Origin of the sequence: Streptosporangium sp. NPDC049046, from assembly GCF_040649155.1 — a bacterium.
Lineage (GTDB): Bacteria > Actinomycetota > Actinomycetes > Streptosporangiales > Streptosporangiaceae > Streptosporangium.
Genome location: NZ_JBEZEZ010000004.1, coordinates 307,290 through 327,246 on the forward strand (window position 1 = coordinate 307,290; position 19,957 = coordinate 327,246).

General features: G+C 71.3%; 19 protein-coding genes. 11 read left to right on the plus strand and 8 right to left on the minus strand.

Translation table 11 applies throughout. The features are described from left to right. Positions 1–25: 25 nt before the first annotated feature. The 3 genes from AB0B96_RS07770 to AB0B96_RS07780 all read right to left on the minus strand — a co-directional run bounded on the left by AB0B96_RS07770 (position 26) and on the right by AB0B96_RS07780 (position 2,063). On the minus strand, positions 26–1,324 hold the full coding sequence (locus AB0B96_RS07770) for a SidA/IucD/PvdA family monooxygenase (protein WP_362897105.1): 1,299 nt from the start codon (positions 1,322–1,324) through the stop codon (positions 26–28). 74 nt (positions 1,325–1,398) lie between these two features. After that, positions 1,399–1,545: a hypothetical protein gene (locus AB0B96_RS07775; protein ID WP_362897106.1), complete on the minus strand. Its 147-nt coding sequence runs from the start codon at positions 1,543–1,545 to the stop codon at positions 1,399–1,401. 149 nt (positions 1,546–1,694) lie between these two features. Then, positions 1,695–2,063, minus strand: coding sequence for a hypothetical protein (locus tag AB0B96_RS07780; protein ID WP_350943838.1), 369 nt, complete (start codon positions 2,061–2,063; stop codon positions 1,695–1,697). Between the two features lie 348 nt (positions 2,064–2,411). On the opposite strand from AB0B96_RS07780, the gene AB0B96_RS07785 reads away from it, so the two are divergent. Next, positions 2,412–3,401: a LuxR C-terminal-related transcriptional regulator gene (locus tag AB0B96_RS07785; protein ID WP_362897107.1), complete on the plus strand. Its 990-nt coding sequence runs from the start codon at positions 2,412–2,414 to the stop codon at positions 3,399–3,401. A 28-nt stretch (positions 3,402–3,429) separates the two neighbouring features. On the opposite strand, the gene AB0B96_RS07790 is transcribed toward AB0B96_RS07785, so the two are convergent. Further along, positions 3,430–3,945 carry a methyltransferase gene (locus tag AB0B96_RS07790; RefSeq protein WP_362897108.1) on the minus strand — a complete coding sequence of 172 codons (516 nt, stop codon included), beginning with the start codon at positions 3,943–3,945 and terminating at the stop codon, positions 3,430–3,432. A 251-nt stretch (positions 3,946–4,196) separates the two neighbouring features. Between AB0B96_RS07790 and AB0B96_RS07795 the strand changes: the two genes are divergently transcribed. The 4 genes from AB0B96_RS07795 to AB0B96_RS07810 are packed head-to-tail and all read left to right on the plus strand — an operon-like array spanning position 4,197 to position 10,892. After that, positions 4,197–8,285, plus strand: coding sequence for a Pls/PosA family non-ribosomal peptide synthetase (locus tag AB0B96_RS07795; protein WP_362897109.1), 4,089 nt, complete (start codon positions 4,197–4,199; stop codon positions 8,283–8,285). A gap of 22 nt (positions 8,286–8,307) precedes the next feature. Then, positions 8,308–9,600, plus strand: a complete 1,293-nt coding sequence (locus AB0B96_RS07800; RefSeq protein WP_362897110.1) for a M1 family metallopeptidase — start codon at positions 8,308–8,310, stop codon at positions 9,598–9,600. Between the two features lie 31 nt (positions 9,601–9,631). Continuing rightward, entirely contained in the window at positions 9,632–10,048 is a 417-nt protein-coding gene (locus tag AB0B96_RS07805) for a DUF2809 domain-containing protein (RefSeq protein WP_350943846.1), read from the plus strand. Positions 10,049–10,082: 34 nt separating this feature from the next. Then, positions 10,083–10,892 carry a DNA-formamidopyrimidine glycosylase family protein gene (locus AB0B96_RS07810; RefSeq protein WP_350943848.1) on the plus strand — a complete coding sequence of 270 codons (810 nt, stop codon included), beginning with the start codon at positions 10,083–10,085 and terminating at the stop codon, positions 10,890–10,892. A 95-nt stretch (positions 10,893–10,987) separates the two neighbouring features. On the opposite strand, the gene AB0B96_RS07815 is transcribed toward AB0B96_RS07810, so the two are convergent. Then, a complete protein-coding gene (locus tag AB0B96_RS07815) occupies positions 10,988–11,842 on the minus strand; it encodes a tryptophan 2,3-dioxygenase family protein (RefSeq protein ID WP_350943850.1) in 855 nt (284 codons plus the stop codon). Positions 11,843–11,990: 148 nt separating this feature from the next. Here AB0B96_RS07815 and AB0B96_RS07820 point away from each other — a divergent pair, with 148 nt between their 5' ends. Further along, positions 11,991–12,416, plus strand: coding sequence for an Lrp/AsnC family transcriptional regulator (locus AB0B96_RS07820; RefSeq protein ID WP_350944243.1), 426 nt, complete (start codon positions 11,991–11,993; stop codon positions 12,414–12,416). Positions 12,417–12,600: 184 nt separating this feature from the next. On the opposite strand, the gene AB0B96_RS07825 is transcribed toward AB0B96_RS07820, so the two are convergent. Together AB0B96_RS07825 and AB0B96_RS07830 are read right to left on the minus strand one after the other, a co-directional pair. Further along, complete coding sequence (locus AB0B96_RS07825; protein ID WP_362897111.1) at positions 12,601–13,818, minus strand: alpha/beta hydrolase fold domain-containing protein; 1,218 nt, start codon at positions 13,816–13,818, stop codon at positions 12,601–12,603. 34 nt (positions 13,819–13,852) lie between these two features. Next, on the minus strand, positions 13,853–14,533 hold the full coding sequence (locus tag AB0B96_RS07830) for a GntR family transcriptional regulator (protein ID WP_362897112.1): 681 nt from the start codon (positions 14,531–14,533) through the stop codon (positions 13,853–13,855). 124 nt (positions 14,534–14,657) lie between these two features. Here AB0B96_RS07830 and AB0B96_RS07835 point away from each other — a divergent pair, with 124 nt between their 5' ends. The 4 genes from AB0B96_RS07835 to AB0B96_RS07850 all read left to right on the plus strand — a co-directional run bounded on the left by AB0B96_RS07835 (position 14,658) and on the right by AB0B96_RS07850 (position 18,634). After that, a complete protein-coding gene (locus AB0B96_RS07835) occupies positions 14,658–16,022 on the plus strand; it encodes an MFS transporter (protein ID WP_362897113.1) in 1,365 nt (454 codons plus the stop codon). Positions 16,023–16,518: 496 nt separating this feature from the next. Beyond that, on the plus strand, positions 16,519–17,076 hold the full coding sequence (locus AB0B96_RS07840; RefSeq protein WP_362897114.1) for a GNAT family protein: 558 nt from the start codon (positions 16,519–16,521) through the stop codon (positions 17,074–17,076). Positions 17,077–17,344: 268 nt separating this feature from the next. After that, a complete protein-coding gene (locus tag AB0B96_RS07845; protein ID WP_350943858.1) occupies positions 17,345–18,160 on the plus strand; it encodes a CbiX/SirB N-terminal domain-containing protein in 816 nt (271 codons plus the stop codon). 66 nt (positions 18,161–18,226) lie between these two features. Continuing rightward, the gene (locus AB0B96_RS07850; RefSeq protein WP_362897115.1) at positions 18,227–18,634 is read left to right on the plus strand and encodes a nitroreductase family deazaflavin-dependent oxidoreductase; all 408 of its coding nucleotides are present in this window, start codon (positions 18,227–18,229) and stop codon (positions 18,632–18,634) included. A 96-nt stretch (positions 18,635–18,730) separates the two neighbouring features. On the opposite strand, the gene pgeF is transcribed toward AB0B96_RS07850, so the two are convergent. Continuing rightward, positions 18,731–19,417 carry a peptidoglycan editing factor PgeF gene (pgeF, locus tag AB0B96_RS07855; RefSeq protein ID WP_362897162.1) on the minus strand — a complete coding sequence of 229 codons (687 nt, stop codon included), beginning with the start codon at positions 19,415–19,417 and terminating at the stop codon, positions 18,731–18,733. A 96-nt stretch (positions 19,418–19,513) separates the two neighbouring features. On the opposite strand from pgeF, the gene AB0B96_RS07860 reads away from it, so the two are divergent. Then, a complete protein-coding gene (locus AB0B96_RS07860; RefSeq protein WP_362897116.1) occupies positions 19,514–19,879 on the plus strand; it encodes a PH domain-containing protein in 366 nt (121 codons plus the stop codon). Positions 19,880–19,957 lie beyond the last annotated feature (78 nt).

The following is a 19,957-nucleotide window of genomic DNA, read 5'->3' on the forward strand; positions in this document are numbered from 1 at the left end:
AGGTTTCCGAGAGGCTCGGCAGGGGTCAGGAGGCGATCGGGAGGGCGAACGGCGTGAGGAGCTCGGCGGCGGCGTTGTTGCCCTGGATGTCGTAGACGATCTCCTCCGCCCGGTTGGCCAGCGTGCTGAGCAGGGAGTCGGCGATGCCGTGCGTGTCCTCGTTCACGCCCTGCAGGTAGCAGGCGGCGCCCGAGCCGGTGGGCAGGGACAGCTTGTAGAAGCGATCGACACCGATCTCGCCGAGGCCGGCCTTGGTGGCGAGGTCGCGGATCAGCGTGGGCATCCGGCGGTCGAAGCCGGTGCCGAGCAGCAGGACGTCGCAGGTCAGCTCGTCGTGGTCGCCGCTCTTCCTGTCCCGGAGGGTGAGGACGATCTCGTCGCCCTCGATCCTGGCCCGGGAGATCTCGGCCATCGTGATCATCCGGATCCTCTCCTGTCCGGCGAGGCGCTCCAGATAGATCTGCCGGTAGAGGTTTTCGAGCAGGCCTGGCGACAGCCCGGCGTAGTTGGTGCGGTGCATCTCGCCGAGGAGCTGGCGTCGTGCCTCGGGACGCGACCGATGGAACTCGTCGACGAAGGAGGCGTAGAAGAGCTCGTTGGTGAACTTACTGCTCTCGTAGCCGGTGAGGCCGATGGAGCGCATGATCATCGTGCACTGGGCGTTGGGCATGCTCTGGTGAGTGGCCCACAGCATCTCGGCCGCGCTCTGCGCGCCGCCGATGACCGCGACCCGGTGCGGGGCGTCGTGGTCGATCTCGGCGATCACCTGGCTGTACTCGGTGCTGTGGATGATCCGCTCGCGGGGGAGCTCGTCGAACACCTCGGGGATGTGGGCGTCACGGCCCGCGCCGACCACCAGGGTGCGGCAGCCGATGGTCGATCCGTCGGCGAGCCGGACGATCCACCGTTCGACGCCGCCATCCTCGGCCATGACCGGCTCGACCGCCACGCAGCGCCGGCCGTACTCGATGCGCACCTGGGCGAGCGACTCCGCCACCCAGAGCAGGTAGTTCGAGATCTCCGTCCTGTACGGGGTGAAACTGCCCAGATTGACGAATTCACTGAGCCTTCCCACGGAGTGCAGGTGGTTCACGAAGGAGAATCTGCTCTGCGGGTTTCTCAACGTGACCAGGTCCTTGAGAAAGGAAACCTGGCTCTGGGCCCAGGGCAGCAGCATTCCCCGATGCCAGACCACGTTCTCGTGCTGTTCTATGATCAGCGTTCTTGTGGCCAGTTCCGGAGCGAGCTCTTCGAGGGCCACGGCGAGGGCGAGGTTGGACGGCCCTGCGCCGAGAGCGAGTAACTCGACTTCCTGGTGCTTCACGATGGTCGCCTCCCGGACGACTTCTCGGGCTCGGTGCCCGTGACGAATGGTTTTCTGGGTCTCTCCTGGTCGGCTCACTGCCAGCCGGCGCCGCCCGCCGGGGTGCGGGCCGCGGTGGCCGCGAGGCCGGCCCTCATCCCGGGCACGGCCGCGGCGACGAGAAGGGCGGTGAGAGAGTGGGCGCCGAGTGCGGGGGCGATGCGACGGACCGTGGTGCTCATTGTTCTTCTTTCCTTTCGACCGGCGATTCTCGGCGCCCTTTTTCTGTTTCGCGGGCGATCTCCGAATTTCATTTCCGGATATTTCCCGCTTCGTTCTGACACTTCGATTCTTGGGCGATCGCGGTTGGTTGCGGAAGCCCTGGAGCCTGTCAGCGCGCTGCAATGGCAGGACGCTGACAGGCCTCCTCGTCGAAGGACTCAAGACGCCCGAGCGCGAGGTCGAGGTCGGTGCCGCAGGCCACCAGCGACCACCCGGAGAGTTCGGGAACGCCGTGCAGGGCACGCAGGCACAGCCGGGCCGCGGCGCTCTCGGCCTCGTCGAGGGTGGGCCTGCGGATGAAGAGACCGAGATGGATTCCGGCGGGATGCTGCTCGCTGTAGATGTGCTCTATCCCGTCGGCGGGCTCCGCCAGTACCAGAAGGAGATGGCGGAGCTCACGCGCGGGCATCCACCCGCCGTCCGGGGCCAGGTGGCCTTCGATCTGGGGGGCACGCAGGCGCGCGTTGATGAGATACATGAATCGACCGTGGTTCGCGCGTGGCGAATCCACCAGGTGTTTCCCCTGTCAGGTCCATGGCGTGGCAGCATCATGCCAGCGCGCTCCGGCTCCCGCGCCCCGGCGCCGGCGGCCCCACACGGCGTCCCCGCGGACCCCGCGCACCGCCCCGGCAGGCCCCTCGGAGGACGCCCCCCACACCCCGCGCCCGAAGGGCGATCCCGGCGGACCGGCACGCCCCGGCGAGGGCGGGGCGATCGCGTAACCCGGTCATCACTGCGCCCGGCTACTTTTCAGGCTGTGATCGTCGTGGGTCCCGCCCACCGGATCGTGTCTCGGTCATGCTCGAACCGTGGAGGAGTCGTGCTCATGCTGCTTGGCATCGGGTCCGCCGAGGAAACCGTCTACCGCACCATTCTGGAGAACCCCTCCTTCGGGGTGACCGAACTGAGTCTGGAGCTGGGATGGCCGGTCCACCGGATCCGCGCCACCCTGGACGAACTGGCCAAGTTGTCACTCCTGCGCCCCTCCTGGGAGGAGCCGGACGTGCTGCGCCTGGTCCGCCCGGAGGTGGGACTCTCCGCGCTGCTGGCCAGGGAGGAGGCCGCGCTGCTGGCCAAGCAGCAGGAGATCGAGCGGAGCCGGACGGCCGTCGCCCAGATGATCGCCGCCTACGGCGACCACCACCCGGCGCGCTCGGACGGCGACTCCGAGGCGCTCGTCGGCATCGACACGATCCGCGGCAGGATCGAGGAGCTGGTCGGCGGGTGCCGGCAGGAACTGCTCGGATTCGAACCCAAGAGCGCCCAGACCCCGGAGAACCTCCTGGCGAGCCGCCCGCTGGACGAGGCTCTGCTCGACCGTGGTGTGGCGATCCGCATCATCTACCCCGACAGTGTCCGCAACGACCAGGCGACCACCGGATACGCGACCTGGCTCACCGGTAACGGCGGCCAGGTCCGCACCACCCCCGGGCTCCCGCTTCGCATGCTCATCTTCGACCGCCGGACGGCCCTGCTGCCGACGGACCCGGCGGACAGCAGCGTCGGCGCGGTTCTGCTGCGCGGGGCGGGCGTGGTCGCCGCCCTGGTCGCCCTGTTCGAGCAGACCTGGGGGACCGCCGGCCCGCTGGGCGAGGAGCGCAGGCGCGACGAGAAGGGCCTCAGCGACCAGGAGCGCGAGGTGCTCCGCCTGCTCTCGACGGGGCTGACCGACGAGGCGGTGGCCCGCAGGCTCGACGTCTCGGTGCGCACCCTGCGGCGCGTCACCGCCGAACTGATGGAACGGCTCGGGGCTCGCAGCCGGTTCCAGGCCGGGTGCCTCGCGGCGGCCAAGGGATGGCTGCCGTCCTGCCCGTGACGGCGCGGACCAGCCGTACGGCGATCGATCAGGGTTCGTAGGCACGCGAGCGGGGCCACCAGCCCGGCACCGCCGCACGGTATCTCTCGTAGTCGGCGCCGAACGCGCGGCGCAGGGTCGGCTCCTCGTACCAGCGGACGAACGCGACGACCGGCACGGCCACGGCGACGGCGTACAGCAGCAGGACGGGGCGGCCCAGGAGCAGCGCCTGCCCGCAGATGACCGCGAGGACCGACACGTACATCGGATTGCGGACGTGGGCGTACAGCCCGCCGACGACCAGGTGCTCGGTGGGCGCGATCGGGGCGGGGGTGCCGAGACCTTCCACGACGAACCGGACGAACGCCCTGACCAGCACCGCGGTCCCGGCGAGAACGAGTGCCGCGCCCGCCAGGCGCAGCGGCACCGCACCCCAGAGCGGCGCCGCGCGCAGGAGGTCCCCCTCCTCCCAGCGGGTGATCCACCAGGGCAGGAACCCCGCGACGGTTCCCGGCGCCAAGGCGAAGAAGATCGTGGTCCCGACCGCGGCGGATGTCCTGCGCATGGCGTCACGCTCCCGTGCCGTGGCCGCCGCAGACGTCCCGGCCTCGCCGTGCGGCAGCTAATTCACTATGCGTTGAGTTTAAGATCGCACCGAAAGGGACGTCAACGCCCGGTAGGCCCCCACTGCCATCTGGGTGAAATATGCCCGAAAGGGAAGGTTCATGTGAGGTACGGCCTCACGGAGGAAACGCGTTAACCCCGTGCACGTAGGCTGTCCCGGGCCCACAGGGGGCGTACACATGGGGGAAGACAGTGATTCCGTTACCGGCCGGCACCGGTGTGCCGTCGCGAGCGCTCCTGCCCGGAGGGGCCGCGCCGCAGGTCAGGACGTTGCTGGACATCCTCGACCAGACCACGCGACGGCACCCCCACGCGCTCGCCCTGGACGACGGCAAGACCCGTCTCGACTACACCGGGCTGCGGGCCGAGGCGAACCGGATGGCCCTGGAGCTGCGGGCGGCCGGGATCGGGCGCGGGGACCGGGTCGGGGTGCGGATCCCCTCGGGCACCGTCGGCCTGTACGTCGCGATCGTCGCCGTGCTCACCGCCGGGGCCGCCTATGTGCCGGTGGACGCCGACGACCCCGACGAGCGGGCCGACCTGGTCTTCGGCGAGGCGAATGTCCGCGCCGTCATCGGCGACGGCGGGAAGATCTCCCCCTACGGCGACCCGTACGAGCACCTGGGCGCCCCCTCCTCCGGTGACGGCGCGGCGCACCCGGCCGGCCGCGACAGGCACCCCGGTGAACCCTCCGACGAGCAGGGTGCCGGATGTGAGATTCACCACCCTCACGGCCCCGAACACCTCACGCCCGAGCCCCGGCGCACCGGCGGCTCCGAACTCGACTACGCGGCCGAGTTGCACGGCGGGGGTCCGTACAGCAGGCGCGGTGCGGACGCGACGGACGGGAGAGCGGGCGAGGAGCGAAAGCGGGTCGGCGAGCGCCCCGGCCCCGAGGACGACGCGTGGATCATCTTCACCTCCGGCTCCACCGGCAGGCCCAAGGGGGTGGCGGTGACCCACCGCAGCGCCGCGGCGTTCGTGGACGCCGAGGCGCGGCTGTTCCTCGCGAAAGAGCCGATCGGCCCCGGTGACCGGGTGCTGGCGGGGCTGTCGGTGGCGTTCGACGCCTCCTGCGAGGAGATGTGGCTCGCCTGGCGTCACGGCGGCTGCCTGGTGGCGGCGCCGCGCGCGCTGGTGCGCACCGGCATGGACCTGGGGCCGTGGCTGCTGGACATGGGCATCACGGTGGTGTCGACCGTACCGACGCTGGCGGCGCTCTGGCCCGTCGAGACGCTCGACGACGTACGACTGCTGATCTTCGGCGGCGAGGCGTGTCCCCCGGAGCTGGCCGAGCGGCTGGCCGTGCCGGGCCGCGAGGTGTGGAACACCTACGGCCCGACCGAGGCGACGGTGGTGGCGTGCGCGGCGCCGCTCACCGGCGAGGGCCCGGTGCGGATCGGGTTGCCGCTGACGGGCTGGGACCTCGCCGTCGTCGGCAAGGACGGCGAGCCGGTGGCGATGGGAGAGACCGGCGAGCTGGTCATCGGCGGGGTCGGGCTCGCCAGATACCTGGATCCGGTCAAGGACGCGGAGAAGTACGCGCCGCTCACCTCGCTCGGCTGGGAGCGCGCCTATCGCAGCGGCGACCTGGTGAGGGCGGAGCCGGAAGGGCTCGTCTTCGTCGGGCGGGCCGACGAGCAGATCAAGCTCGGCGGGCGCAGGATCGAGCTGGGCGAGGTGGACGCGGCGCTGCAGGCGCTGCCCGGGGTCGCCGGGGCGGCCTCGGCGGTCCGCACGACCGGCGGCGGACACCAGTTGCTCGTCGGCTACGTCGTGCCCGGTGAGGAGTTCGACCAGCAAGACGCCAGAGACCGCCTCCGCCACTCCCTGCCCGCCGCGCTCGTCCCCAGGATCGCCCTCGTGGACGAGCTCCCGACCCGCACCTCCGGGAAGATCGACAGGGACGCGCTGCCCTGGCCGCTGCCCGGCAGACCGGGAACGCCGGAGACACCGGACGCCGGGGTGCCGGACGTCGACCCGTGGGTGACCGAGTGCTGGACGGACATCCTGGGCGGCGTCGAGGGCGACTTCTTCGCCGAGGGCGGCACCAGCCTCGCGGCGGCGCGGCTGGTCTCGACGCTGCGGACCCGCTACCCGGCGGTCACCGTCGGCGACGTCTACGACCACCCGACGCTGGCCGGGCTCGGCAGGCACCTGTCGGCGCTCGACGCGCCGGAGATCGTGACCACCGACCGGATCGTCACGCCGATGCCGCGCCGCGCCGCGATCGCGCAGGCGGCGCTCACCGTGCCGCTGCTCAGCGTCGGCGCGCTGCGCTGGGTGGTGGCGCTCGCCGCGCTGAACAACCTGGCCGGATCTCCCTGGGCTCCCGCCGTCTCGTGGTGGTGGGTGCTCGCCGGCGCGCTGCTGTTCGTCAGCCCCGCCGGGCGGATCGCGCTCGCCGCGGGCGGCGCCAGGCTGCTGCTACGAGGTCTTGAGCCCGGCACGTACCCCAGGGGCGGCGGCACGCACCTGCGGCTGTGGTTCGCCGATCGGCTCTCCGAGCGGCTCGGCGTGGGCGAGGTCTCCACCGCCCCGTGGCTCACCCACTACGCGCGGGCGCTCGGCGCCCAGGTCGGCGACGACGTGGACCTGCACTCGATGCCGCCGATCACCGGAATGCTCAAACTGGGCAGGTACGCGGCCGTCGAACCCGAGGTCGACCTGAACGGCTACTGGATCGACGGCGACCAGGTGCGCGTCGGCGAGATCAAGATCGGCGCCTCCGCCACGGTCGGCGCCCGCACCACCCTGTTCCCCGGCACGAAGATCGGCAAGAACGCCCAGGTGGCGCCCGGTTCGGCGGTGGCGGGCTCGGTGCCCTCCGGGGAGCGCTGGGCGGGCGTGCCCGCGAGCCGGACGGGCAAGGCCCGTCCCGCGGCCGTCGACCGCCCCCCGCGCTCATGGCCCTGGGCGACGGCGTACGGGCTGTCCGCGCTGGTCCTGAGCCTCTTCCCGGTGATCGCCGCGCTGCCGGGCCTCGCCGTCCTGCTGCGCGACGGCGCACCCTCCCTCGCCTCCGTCCTGTACGGGGTGCCGCTCGCCACCCTCGCCTCGGCGGCCACCCTCGCCCTGCTCACCGTGGCGTCGGTGCGGCTGCTCTCGCTCGGCCTGCACGCCGGGCAGCACCCGGTGCACAGCCGCCAGGCCTGGCAGGCGTGGGCGACGGGCCTGCTCATGTCGATGGCGCGGGTCTGGCTGTTCCCGCTGTACGCGAGCATGGTCACCCCCGCCTGGCTACGTGCCCTGGGCATGAAGGTCGGCCGTGACGTGGAGCTGTCGACCGTGCTGGCGCTGCCGTCGATGACCTCGGTCGGCGACGGCGCCTTCCTCGCCGACGACACGATGGTCGCGCCGTACGAGCTGGAGGGCGGGCGGCTGCGGGTCGGCCACGTGCGGATCGGCAAGCGCGCGTTCCTCGGCAACTCGGGGATGACCGCGCCGGGGCGCAAGGTGCCCAAGGACGGGCTGGTCGCGGTGCTGTCCGCGGCGCCGAAGAAGGCCAAGGCTGGCTCGTCGTACCTGGGGATGCCCCCGGTGGAGCTGCGCAGGTCCGCCGAGGAGAGCGATCGGAGCCGCACCTACGACCCACCGCCGAGGCTGAGGTTCGCCCGCGCCGCGGTCGAGGTGTGCCGCGTGGTGCCGCTGATGTGCACGGTCGCCGTGGCCGTGCTCGTCGCGGCGACCGTGGAGTGGCTGGCCGGGGCGTACGGCTTCGCGGTGGCGGCGGCCCTGTCGGGCGTGGCGGTGCTGGGCGGCGGGGTGCTCGCCGCGGCGACGGCGACCGTGGCCAAGTGGGTCCTGGTGGGCAGGATCGCGGTGGGCGACCGGCCGCTGTGGAGCTCGTTCGTGTGGCGCAACGAGCTGGCCGACACCTTCGTGGAGGTGCTCGCCGCGCCCTGGTTCGCCCAGCACTGGCTGGGGACGGCGCCGCTGAACCTGTGGCTGCGCTCCTTGGGGGCGCGGGTGGGCAGGGGCGTGTGGTGCGAGACCTACTGGCTGCCGGAGGTCGACCTGGTCAGCCTGGGTGACGGGGTGTCGGTGAACCGGGGATGCGTGTTGCAGACACACCTGTTCCACGACCGCGTGATGAGCATCGATACTGTCGTCATGCGGGACGGATCCACACTCGGCCCCCACGGGGTGGTCCTGCCCGCGGCGACGATCGGGGAGAACACCACGGTCGGACCGGCGTCCCTGGTGATGCGCGGCGAGTCCGTGCCCGCCGGGACCCGCTGGTTCGGCAACCCGATCGCGGCCTGGGCCCGGCGAGGATAGCGCGCGAACAGAGGAAGCCGGTGTGGCTTTGAGCACGACCTCCACCCTCCAGCTGTACTTCCCTATGCACGGCGACGACGGCTACCGGGTGGAGCACTACGACCTCACCCTCGACTACCGGGTGGGCCCCAACCGCCTGGGCGGGGTGGCCAGGATCTCCGCGGTGGCGCTGCGGCCGCTCACCCGGGTCGCCTTCGACCTCGGTGCCCTGCGGGTGAGCGGTGTGCTGGTCGACGGCGCGCCGGCGCGTTTCACCCACCGCGGCGGCAAGCTCCACCTGTCGCCCGCCGGGCTGCGCCCCGGCCGGTTCACCGTCGAGATCCGCTACGCGGGCACCCCCCGCCCGGTGAGCAGCCACTGGGGCGGGCTCGGCTGGGAGCAGCTCACCGACGGCGTCATCGTGGCCGGCCAGCCGATCGGGGCGCCCTCGTGGTTCCCGTGCAACGACCGGCCGGACGACAAGGCCACCTACCGGATCTCGGTCACCACCGCCTCGGTGTACCAGGTGGTCGCCAACGGCGAGCTCGTCTCCAAACGCCGGGCGGCCTCGACGACCACGTGGGTGTACGAGCAGGCCGAGCCGATGTCCTCCTACCTGGCGAGCGTGCAGATCGGCCGCTACCAGCAGGCCGAGGCCGGTCCGGGGACGCGGCTGGTCTTCCCCGCCGGATACGCCACGCGGGTGCGCCACGACTTCGGGCGCCAGGAGCGGATGATGGAGGTCTTCAGCGAGCGGTTCGGCCCCTACCCGTTCGGCTCCTACACCGTGGTGGTCGTGGACGACGAGCTGGAGATCCCGGTCGAGGCGCAGGGCATGTCGATCTTCGGGGTGAACCACGTGGACGGCAGACGAAGCGAGGAGCGGCTGGTGGCGCACGAACTGGCCCACCAGTGGTTCGGCAACAGCCTCACGGTGGCCGACTGGAGCGGCATCTGGCTGCACGAGGGGTTCGCCTCGTACGCGGAGTGGATCTGGTCGGAGAGTTCCGGCGGCCTGTCGTCCGACGACCACGCGCACCGCTGGCACCGCCGCCTCTCCGCGCTCCCGCAGGACTTCACGCTGGCCGACCCGGGTCCCCGGCGGCTGTTCGACGACCGCGTCTACAAACGCGGCGCCCTCACCCTGCACGCGCTCCGGCGCACCGTCGGCGACGACTCCTTCTTCGCGCTGCTCAGGGAGTGGACGGCCGGGCACCGCCACGGGACCGTCACCACCGACGCCTTCACCGCGCTCGCCGCGCGCCGCACGACGCGGCCGCTGGACGACCTGTTCGCCAGCTGGCTGCACGGCCGCCCCCTGCCCACCCTCCCCTGAACTTCGTACATCGGACGACTCGATGGCCCTGATGGAAGATCCCTCCTCCCGCACGCGCCTGCTCGCCGCGTTCGCCGCCGTGGCGACCGTCGCGGCCGGGCTCACCGTCCGCGCGGTCACCGGCGGCTGGTTCGGCAAGTACGCGGGCGACGCCCTCTACACCGTGCTCGTCCACGCGCTGGTGGTGCTGGTGTGGCCCCGGATCACGCCGGTGCGGGCCGCGATCGGCGCGCTGGCGTTCAGCTGGGCGGTCGAGCTGGCCCAGCTGACGCCCGTTCCCGCCGCGCTCTCCGAGGTGAGCGTCGTGGCCAGGCTGGTGCTCGGCAGCACGTTCGGCGCGGCCGACCTCGTGGCGTACGCGGCCGGAGCCCTGCTCGCCGCGTCGGCCCACGCCCTGGCCCGGCGCCGTTCCCGGCGTCGGCGGGAGCGGGCGTCCGCGGTGCCCTGAGCATCGCCGCGCGGATCGTATGATTCTCACAATCATGCCTGAAGGACACACCATTCATCGCCTCGCCCGAGAGCACCGGCGGGCGTTCGGGGGGCGGGCCGTGCACGCGGAGAGCCCCCAGGGACGGTTCGCCGCCGGAGCCCTGCGGATCGACGGGCGGGTGCTCACCGAGGCCGACGCCCACGGCAAGCACCTGCTGCTGGGTTTCGACGACGAGCGGTGGCTCCACGTCCACCTGGGCATCTACGGCAAGTACGCCTTCGGCCCGGTCCCCGTGCCCGCCCCGACGGGGATGGTGCGCCTGCGCCTGAGCAACACGGGCGAGTACGCCGACCTGCGCGGTCCCAACACCTGCGAGCTGCTCGACCCCGAGGGAAAGGCCGCGCTGCACGCCAGGCTCGGGCCGGACCCGCTGCGCGCGGACGCCGACCCGGAGATCGCCTGGCGGCGGATCAGCCGCAGCCGCGTCTCCGTCGGGGTCCTGCTGATGGACCAGTCGGTCGTCGCGGGGGTGGGCAACATCTACCGCGCCGAGGCGCTGTTCCGCCAGGGGGTCGACCCGTCACGGCCCGGCCGCGACCTCACCCACGACCGGTGGGAGGCGATCTGGGCGGATCTGGTGCTTCTGATGGCCGACGGCGTCCGGGTGGGCCACATCGACACGGTCAGGCCCGAGCACACGCCGCAGGCGATGGGCCGCCCGCCCCGCGTCGACGGCCACGGCGGCGAGGTCTACGTCTACCGGCGCTCCGGCATGCCCTGTTTCCTGTGCGGCACCGAGGTCCGCACGAGGGTGCTCGCCGGGCGCAACCTCTTCTGGTGCCCTGCCTGCCAGGTCGGCTGACCTCCTCCTCGGTGGGAGGTGCGCCGCGCGGGCCGCGGGCGTCGGAGAATCCGGAGGATCCCGGAGGAGCCCGGGGTGAGGCGCCGGGAAGCGCCTCACATCAGGGTTCTGGCCGTCCAGAGTTCGGGGAAGATCTCCCGTCGCATGCTCCGCTCCAGCCAGCTCAGGCCGCTCGACCCGCCGGAGCCCGGCTTGGCGCCCATCGAGCGGCGCACCGCCATCAGGTGCCGGTAGCGCCACTCGGAGAACTGCTCGGCCAGGTCGGTCAGCGCCTCGGCCAGCGGGGCGAGCGGACCGCCGTACACCTCGACCCAGACCGCCTCGACCTCGGGGACGGGCTCGTGCTCGGTGGCGAGGTCGCGATCGAGCACCGCACGGGGGACGGCGTGGCCCGCACGGGCGAGGAAGGCGAGGACCGAGTCGTAGAGGCTCGGCCGGTGCAGGGCCTCCACGAGCTCCTCGTACGCCTCGGGGTTGCGGCGGTGCGGCCGGATGAGCGCCTCGGACTTGTTGCCGAGCAGGAACTCCACGTGGCGGTAGAGGGCCGACTGGAAGCCGGACCCCTCGCCGAGCGCGTCGCGGAAGGAGTTGAACTGCGCGGGGGTCAGCCAGCTCAGCGCGGCCCAGGCGGCGTTGAGCGCCTCGAAGTGCCGTACGGTGCGCTTGATCGTCGAGATCGCGGCGTCGGCGTCGTCCTCGTCGAGCTGCCGCTGGGCGAGGTGCCACTCGGTGCGGAGCAGTCCGAAATAGAGTTCCATCACCTGGGTGGTGACCAGGAACGGCAGTTCCTCCGGAACGTCGGTGAGGGTGCGCTGGATGCCGCGCAGGGCGGCGGTGCCCACGTAGTCGTCGTAGGGCGTGCCCTCTTCGAAGCCCAGCGTCGGCAGCCCTTCGTTGGCCTCGGCGCGCGCCTTACGGTCCTGCTCTGTGAGCTGCTTGATGCCGGTCATCACTCCTCCTCCGCCTGATACCTCCATGGTGGTCTGTATCGGTCTGTACGGAAATAATGGAAGAAAGGTGATTATTGGACTGAGCCTTCGGAACGTAAGGCATCGGGCAGATCAAGTTACGACGTGACGGAGCGTGACCGTGGACGCGATGGATTGGGCGCTGCTGGCCGAGTTGCAGGACGACGCGCGCCTGTCGTACAGCGAGCTCTCGCGCCGGGTGCACCTGTCCGCTCCGGCGGTGGCGGAGCGGGTGCGGCGGCTGGAGGAGACCGGGGTGATCACCGGCTACCACGCCCGGGTGGACGCGGCGCTGGCCGGGCGCGGGGTGGCCGCGCTGATCAGGATGTCGTGCTACGGGCCCCGCTGCGTGCTCCGCGACGATCAGGCGCTCGCCTGGCCGGAGATCCTGGAGGTGCACCGGGTGACCGGTGACGCCTGCTGCCTGCTGCGGGTGGCCGCCTCCTCGATGACGGCCTTCGAGGAGATGATCGACCGGCTCGCCCCCTACGGCCACCCGTCGAGCATGATGGTGCTGTCCAGCCCGGTCCCCTGGCGCCCGCTCTCCTCGCTCTGACGGGCCTCCGACGGGCCCCTGAGGGGCCTCTGGCGGGATGGACCGCAGGTGGTTCCGCCTGGTCGGGCGACTCGGCTCGGTGGACCTTCGCCGGTCGGCGCCGACCTTCTTCCTGCCGGGCTGTCGGGCTTCCTGCCAGGCTGTCGGGGGACCTTTCAGGAGTCCTTCGACCGGCGAAGGCGCGTCAGGAGGGGGTTCTGTGCTCGGCGACCGCCCCGGCGGTGGCCCGCCAGATCGGTGAGGCGGGGTCGATGACGTCAAAATGATCGCCCGACATTTCGAGATATGTCACTTGATCGCCCGCCGCCTGGGCGGCTCGCGCGTAGCGGCGGCTGAAGTCCACCAGGTCCAGGTCGTCCCCGCCGCCCTGCACGATGAGCTGGGGCACTCCCACCGGAAGCCGTTCCAGCGGCCCCGAACTCCGGTAGACGTCGGGCACCTCGGCGAGGGATCCGCCGAGCGCGGCGGCGACCGCGCCGGTGCCCGTGTGCCTGCGATCCCCCTCGGCCAGGTCGAGCACCCCCGCCAGGGAGACGGCCAGGGTGATCCGGTGGTCGTCGGCGGCGGCGCGCAGCGCGAGCTGTCCGCCCGCCGAGTGGCCGATCACCACGAGCGGGCCGTTCGCGCTCTCCGCCGCGAGGGCGACGCCTCGGGCGACGTCCTCGGTGGTCGCGTCCCAGCCGTGCAGGTCGGGGCGGCGGTATTCGAGGTTCCAGGCGACGAACCCGCGCTCGGCGAGGTCGACGGCGAGCGCGTCCATCAGGTCCGCCCCCCAGACCGAACGCCAGAAACCACCGTGCAGCAGCACCGCGGTAGACACCTGTTCGCCGCTCTCCCCCGGCGCCGCGAGGTCCTGCCCGTCGCCTCCGTACGGGGAGCGCACCTCCGACCACTGGTCGGGGTGGTCGCCATAGGCGATCCTGCGCGCGGGCCGGCGCAGGCGGTGGACGGCGTGCCTGATCGCCCAGGTCAGTCCCCAGATTCCCCGCCCGTGCATGTGGGTGCCCGACACGGCCCGGGTGGCTCCGGTGGCGCCCGCGCCACCGGCGGCCCCCGTACCGCCCGTGGAGACCGCGCCGTCCGCGGTCCCGGTGCCCGCCTCGGCCGCCGGAAGGGGCGCGTCGGCCTTCGCCGGGTGGGGCCTCATCGTCAGGTCGAGCCAGACCGCGTCGGGACGCTCGGAAGCCAGGCGGCGGGCCTCTGGATCCGGGCCCGGCAGGACGACCAGGACATCTGGGGACTCCAGCGCCGCCCGGAAGCCGGGCACGTCCGGGGTCGCCGACACCGTACCGCCGACACCGAGCGCCGCGAACTCCCGACCGGCCACCTCGGTGAGCAGGCGGAGGTCCGCGACCACACCGGGGCCGATGAGCACGATCACACGCGGATTCGGAGGAAGCATCCGCCCATTGTGCCGCATTACACCCCATTTACGGCTAGGGGATATATGCCTTTATCAGTAGTTTCTCGGCGTCGTCCAGGTAGGTTTCCAGGGCCTGCTCGGCCTCGGCCACCCGTCCGGCCTCCATGAGCTCCACCAGCTCCATGTTGCGGACCACGAAAGGCTCGTGGAAGGCGCGGGGGTTCTTCATGACGTGGAAGACCAGGCGGAGCTCGGCCAGCAGCTGACGCATCACCTCGTCCAGGCGCGGGCTGCCGTTCAGGGCGGCGAGGTTCTGGTGGAAGCGGATGTTGGCCGTCCCGACGTCCTGCCAGCGCCCCTCGCCGGCGGCACGGGACGCCTCGGCGACGGCCTCCCTGATGACGGCGAGAGTCTCCCGGGTGGCGTGCGCGCTGTTTCGCACGGCGGCGCCCTCGATCACCCTGCGCATCCGGTAGAGGTCGGCGACGTCCTCCACCGACAGCACGCGCACGAACACACCCCGGTTGAGCCGATGCTCCAGCAGGCGCTCGTGACCGAGCAGCCGGAACGCCTCGCGCAGGGTGTTGCGCGAGACTTCGAGCGCCGCGCCGATGCTCTCCTCGGACAGGCGCTGACCTGGGACGAAGAGTCCTTCGGCGATCCGGTCACGGAGAATGTCGGCGACCACCTCCGCCGCACTGCTGCGCCCGAGACGACCGCGATCGCGTTGTAGCGCTGCGGTGACGTTTTCCACGCCCCCAAGAAATCATCAAACAAACCTATTGTCGAATTGTTGAACGATTCTTATGTTGATGGGGACCGCAACACGAAGCGAACTCACGGGACCTCCCCCGACGAGAAGCTAAGGAGCACATGCGATGGCAAGCTCCCAGACCAGACGGGTCATCGTGGCCGGGCTGGTCGGCACCTCCCTGGAGTGGTACGACTTCTTCCTCTACGGTTCGGCCGCGGCCCTGGTCTTCAACAGGCTCTTCTTCCCCACCTTCGAACCGCTCACCGGCACGCTGCTCGCGTTCCTCACCTACGCGATCGGGTTCGTCGCGCGGCCGCTCGGCGGCATCGTGTTCGGCCACTTCGGCGACCGGGCCGGCCGCAAGAACGTACTGGTGGTCACCCTGCTGCTGATGGGCGTCGCCACCTTCCTGATCGGCCTGCTGCCCGGCTACGCCACCATCGGCGTGGCCGCCCCGCTGCTGCTCGTCACCCTGCGCTTCCTGCAGGGGCTCGGCCTGGGCGGCGAGTGGGGCGGAGCCGTCCTGATGTCCATCGAGCACGGCGACTCCCGCCGTCGCGGGTTCAACGCGAGCTGGCCGCAGGTCGGCGTACCCGCGGGAAACCTGCTGGCGGCGGGCGTGCTCGGGGTGATGTCCGCGGCGCTTCCCGAGGAGGCGTTCCTGTCGTGGGGATGGCGGGTGCCGTTCCTGCTGTCGGGCGCGCTCGTCGTCGTGGGTCTGTGGATCCGCCTGCGGATCGTGGAGTCCCCGCTGTTCGCCCAGGTCGAGCGGGCGGGCGCGAAGGCACGGATGCCGCTGCTCGAGGTGCTGCGCACGCACCCGCGCGCGCTGATCTCCGCGGGCCTCGCGCGCATCGGCGTGGACGTCGCCTTCTACATCTTCGTGACCTATGTCCTGGCCTACGTCACCGGTCCCCTCGCACTCGAACGCGGGGTCGCGCTGAACGCGGTGCTGATCGGCTCCGCCTTCCAGCTCTTCCTGATCCCGCTGTTCGGCGCGCTCTCCGATCGGGTCGGCCGCCGCCCGGTCTACCTGGCGGGCGTGATCGGGGCCGCGATCTGGGTGTTCGCCTTCTTCCCCCTGCTCGACACCAGGTCCTTCCCGCTGATCGCGCTGGCCTCCGTCGTCGCCCTCGCCTGCCACGCGGCGATGTACGGGCCGCAGGCGGCCTTCATCGCCGAGCTGTTCAGCACCCGCCTGCGCTACAGCGGCGCGTCCATGGGTTACCAGGTCGCCGGGATCTTCGGGGGCGCCCTCGCCCCGATCATCGCGTTGTCGCTTTTCGACCGGTTCGGCGGCACCCTCGCCATCTCGCTCTACGTGGTCGCCGCGCTCGCCGTCACCGCCGTGGGCCTCGCCATCGCGCCCGGGACCCACACCGACCTCCCCGGAACCCCCGACCTCGGCGGAGCCCAGGGCGGGGATTCCGGCGCCACCGGCGACGGCGTTCCGGGAACGCGCACGGGGACCGCTTCCCGGGACGCCTGAGCCCTCTCGCGGCCACCGCCCCTCTCCGGTGGCCGCGACCTTCTCCGAAGCAGGAGAACCACCCGGTGAATTCGCCACGATTCACCGAACTCGCCGACCCGCCGGCTCGTTGTAACCCCATACAGGCCTATCGGAGTACGTCAGAACCACCAGAGCCCGCCACGAGGGGAAGCCGGGCGGGCCGGTGGCAGGGGACGGCCATCCCCGGCCACCGCCCTCCGGTGCCCTCCCCGCGAAAAAGGATGATCGACATGTCCGTCGAAGACGGCGTCGCTCCCCGCGAAGTGAAGCGGACCCCCACGCGAGGCCGACCGCACGGGAGCCGGCCCGTGTCCGATTCCGGACACGGGCGAGACCGTGTCGCCTGAGTCGTGGCACAGGAATCCTGGCCCTGGGCACACACAGAGCCATGCGTATAAGATCACTAAAATGATGGTATGTCCGCTTACCGGAAAGATCTCTAGCCGTAGGCGCTCCGAGACGTTAGCGTCTGCGCATGCGCCACGTTGAGATCTCGGGCAAGAGACTCCGGCTCAGGGAAATCACCATCGATGACGTGGACGCCCTGCACGCCGTATACGGTGACCCGACGGCCACCGAGCACCTGCCGTTCGACCCCCGCACGCGCGAGGAGGTCGAGGAAACGATCATCGAGGCGATCAAGGCCGCGGAGGTCGAGCCTCGGCGTCTCTACGTGCTGGCGGTGACCGACCTCGACAACAGCGATGCCTTCGGCGTCGCCCGGCTGCACATCGAGGCCGACCACCCGCACAGCGCGGAGATCGGCCTCGGGCTCCGTCCCGACCACTGGGGCCGGGGCATCGGCACCGACCTGATCCGGCTGATCCTGACGTTCGGCTTCCGCGATCTGCGCCTGCACCGCATCTGGGGCGCCCGCTCCCCCGCCAACACCGCCGCCCAACTCGCGATGCTGGTCGCCGGGATGGTCGAGGAGGGCAGGATCAGGCACCACGTGCGGGCCCGCGGGGTCTGGCGCGACTCCATCGTGCACTCGGCTCTGGAGGACGAGTGGGAGGGGCACCGTGACGTCTGACCCGACGGGTTTCCCGGCCGCGCACCGCCCGCCCACCCACCATGAACCGGTCACCCGCCGGCGCGCCGGTCGTGACCCGGTCGCACGCCGGACATGAGCCCACCCCGTACCGGCCGCGAGCCGGTCGCATACCGGCTGTGAGCTGGGCGCACGACCGGTCACCGACCCGCCCGGGGGCGGGTTCCCCACCCCTTTCCACAAATGTTGTGACGGAAATGCTGCCGTTTCCGGTCACGGGAAGTGTCAAATGCCCCTAGAGTCCGCGCATGTGAGCGAGAGTCCTATCCTCCCCGTACGAGGGCGCCCGGTACGGCCCTCCGGAAGGCACCGCAGGCCCGTGCCCTCCCAGCTCCCGCCCGAGGCGCCGGCGCTCGTGCTGGCCGCGCTCGGCGACGCCTCCGGCACCGCCGCGGAACTCGCGGCCCTCATCCGAGGGGACAATCCACAGATCCAGGTCCGGTTGGCCGCGCTCGGCGAGGACGGCAAAGGACTGACCTCCGAACTGGAGGCGGCGGCGAGGGAGCGTCCCGAGGACGCGACGGCCGCCATCGTGGTTCCCCTGCTGACCGGCCCGCACCCGGTCGCCGACCAGCTGATCTCCGCGGCGGTCGCCGCCGGCAAGGTCCCGGTGACGGTCACCGACCCCCTGGGGCCGCACCCGCTGCTCGCCGAGGCCCTGCACATCCGCCTGTCGGAGCGAAGCCTGGCGCGGGCCGACCGGATGCGGCTGCTCAACGTCTCCAGCCCGGTCGACGCGGTCATCCTCGCCACCGTCGGCGGCGAGATCGCGGCGGCGGAGGCACAGCCGACGGCGGTGCTGCTGGCCTCGCGGCTCACCCTGCCCGTCCTGGTCGCCTCCCTCGACAGCGCGCCCACCGTGGCGGACGCGGCCGGGCGGCTTCGCGGCATCGGCGCCCAGCGCATCGCCGTCTCCCCCTGCCTGCTGGGCCCTGAGGCGCCTCCAGGGCTCGCGAACGCGGCCGCGGAGGAGGTCGGAGCCGAGTGCGCCGAGGTTCTCGGCGCGCACGATCTGATCGCGGACCTGGCCGCCCGCGCCTACGGGAGCATCCTGTCGGCGGATTGATCGACCCGGTGTGACGGATCCCCTCTGACGGGTATTGACCCGCGTAATCGTCAGAGGGGATAGATCATGCTGTTCGGAAAAGAGCATGTGGAGAGATATCAGGCGACCGACGGCGCCGAGGGACACGAGTGGCAGGGCACCACGACCCTGATCCTCACCACCATCGGCCGCAAGTCCGGCCAGCGGCGCTCCACCCCGCTCATCTACCAGCGTCACGGCGACGACCTCCTCGTGGTCGCCTCCAAGGGGGGCGCCGACGATCCGCCGCTGTGGTACCTCAACCTCCAGGCGGATCCCGAGGTCGAGGTCCAGGTGCTGGGCGACCGGTTCAAGGCCAGGGCGCGCACCGCCACTCCGGAGGAGAAACCGGAGATGTGGTCGATCATGGCCGCGGCCTGGCCCGCCTACGACGAGTACCAGACGAAGACCGAGAGGGAGATCCCGGTGGTCGTGCTCGAGCGTGCCGCGGCGTGACGGACACCGCGTGACCGGGAAGGGCCGGGCGGGTCCCGTGGGCGACCTGGACCGGCCTTCCCTCCGTACGCGGGCCGGGACCGGGGTGAGGACGGGTCAGGCCTCCAGCCAGACGTAGCCCGCGAACCTGCCGGTCGTCCCCTCCCCGCGATGGGAGAACAGGTCGGGGCTCTCGATGGTGCAGCGGGTGTCGTGGGTGATCTCCCCGACACCCGCCTTGCCCAGTTGCGAGGTGATCGCGGCCCGCAGGTCGAGGGCCGGGGTGTCCTGGCGGGTGATCGACCACACCTCGGGAAGCATCACCGCGACCTCCTCACGCATGTCCGCGGGGACCTCGTAGCAGGTGCCGCAGGCCATCGGGCCGATCAGCGCGGTCATCCTCGCCGGGTCCGCTCCGCGTTCGGCCATCTCCTCGACCAGGGCCGTGACGACGCCGGACATGGTGCCGACCCGGCCCGAGTGCGCGGCGCCGACCAGTCCGGCCTCCGGCTCGGCCAGCAGGACGGGCGCGCAGTCGGCGCAGAGCGCGGCCAGGCCGAGGCCGGGAACGTCGGTACAGACCCCGTCCAGCGGCGGCGGGTCGTCACCGAAGGGTTCCCTGACATATTGGACATCGGCGCTGTGGACCTGCCGCATGAACACGACCCGATCCAGGCCGAACTCGGCGGCCGTCCGCGCTCTGTTCTCCGCGACCGCGTCCGGCTCGTCGCCGCACATGCCTCCGAGATTGCGACTGCGGTACGGACCGGTGCTGACACCACCGTGACGATCGGTGATCCTCATCTGAAAGTTCACGGGCCGACCTTACCCGCCCAGGAACCTGACCCCCGGGACGTTCGTTTCACAGAGACACAGATCCCCCTACAGATTGCGAACGTCATGGCTCAGGTTGTGTACGACCGCAAGGAGCAGTACCAGCAGATCGAGAGCGGCCTCATGCCCGGCGAGCAGATCATCGCCGTCTACGACGCCATCGGTACGGGCACCGGTTTCCTGGGGCTCACCGACAAGCGGGTGATCGTGCAGGACAAGTCGTTCGTCGGCAAGAAGATCGCCATCACGAGCATCCCCTACAACAAGGTCTCCGCGGTGAGCGTGGTGAGCAACAAGTCGCTCGCGGGCTCGTTCTTCTCCTCGGGGGCCATCGCGATCCACGTGGGCACCCACACCTACGAGGTGGAGTTCCGGGGCGACAACAAGGCGCATCACGTGCACAACGTGATCCTGCACTTCATCACCGCCTAGGACCCCACCTCGTCACCGCCGGAGACCACGGGGAACCACCGGGGAACCAGCGCGGGAGACCACCGCCGTAGACTCCGC